1 protein-coding gene and 1 pseudogene are annotated in these 972 nt (G+C 65.7%); both read left to right on the top strand.

Annotated features, from left to right (window positions below; genetic code table 11):
* The coding region (rpsI, locus tag A2J02_RS16540) for a 30S ribosomal protein S9 (protein WP_082899524.1) at positions 1–363 on the top strand (363 nt) is incomplete at its 5' end.
* 106 nt (positions 364–469) lie between these two features.
* Positions 470–972, top strand: a pseudogene (locus A2J02_RS16535) (phosphoglucosamine mutase); the annotation flags it as partial.

Below are 972 nucleotides of genomic sequence, written 5' to 3'. Positions count from 1 at the left end.
CGCCGTAAGGAAGCCGTCGCTCGTGTTCGGTTGTCCTCGGGCACCGGCGGATTCAAGCTCAACGGCCGCACCCTCGAGGATTACTTCCCGAACAAGGTGCACCAGCAGCTGATCAAGGCTCCTCTCGTTCTGGTGGACCGCGCGGAGTCCTTCGACATCGTCGCACTGCTGCACGGTGGCGGACCGTCGGGACAGGCAGGCGCACTGCGTCTGGCCATCTCGCGCGCACTGATCGAACTCGCACCCGACGATCGCCCGCCGCTCAAGGCCGCGGGCTACCTCACGCGTGACGCGCGTGCAGTCGAGCGCAAGAAGTACGGCCTGAAGAAGGCCCGTAAGGCGTCGCAGTACTCCAAGCGCTGACGCGTCTTACTCGTTTCATCCTCGAGGGCAGGCATCCAGCAGTATCGGACGCCTGCCCTCGAGGCGTTTCCCACCACATTCTCTCCGCTCGAAGGGTTCTTGGTTCATGGCGCGATTGTTCGGCACCGACGGAGTTCGCGGACTGGCAGGCGGGGTTCTGACCGCAGAACTGGCGTTGACGATCGCGCGAGCCGCAGCCGCCGTGTTGGCACCGAACGTCGACGGCGTCAGGCGGGTGGCAGTGGTCGGTCGTGATCCGCGCATCAGTGGGGCAATGCTGAGCGCAGCCGTGTCCGCGGGACTGACCGCATCGGGTGTCGACGTGATCGACGTCGGAGTTCTCCCCACGCCTGCGGTTGCCTACCTCACCGCCGAATACGACGCGGCGCTCGGCGTGATGATCTCGGCGTCTCACAATGCGATGCCCGACAACGGAATCAAGATCTTCGCCGCAGGCGGACACAAGCTGGACGACGACGTCGAAGACCGGATAGAAGCTGCCCTCGATCCCGAGGGGCGCTCCCGGAACGACGCACAGCCCTACGACGCCACCGGTGCCGCGATCGGCCGAATCGACGTCGCGCACGACGCGGCAGCCCGCTACACCGA

It is taken from the genome of Rhodococcus sp. EPR-147 (genome assembly GCF_001647185.1).
Classification (GTDB): Bacteria; Actinomycetota; Actinomycetes; order Mycobacteriales; family Mycobacteriaceae; genus Rhodococcoides.
This window is presented reverse-complemented; position numbering and strand designations above follow the sequence as displayed.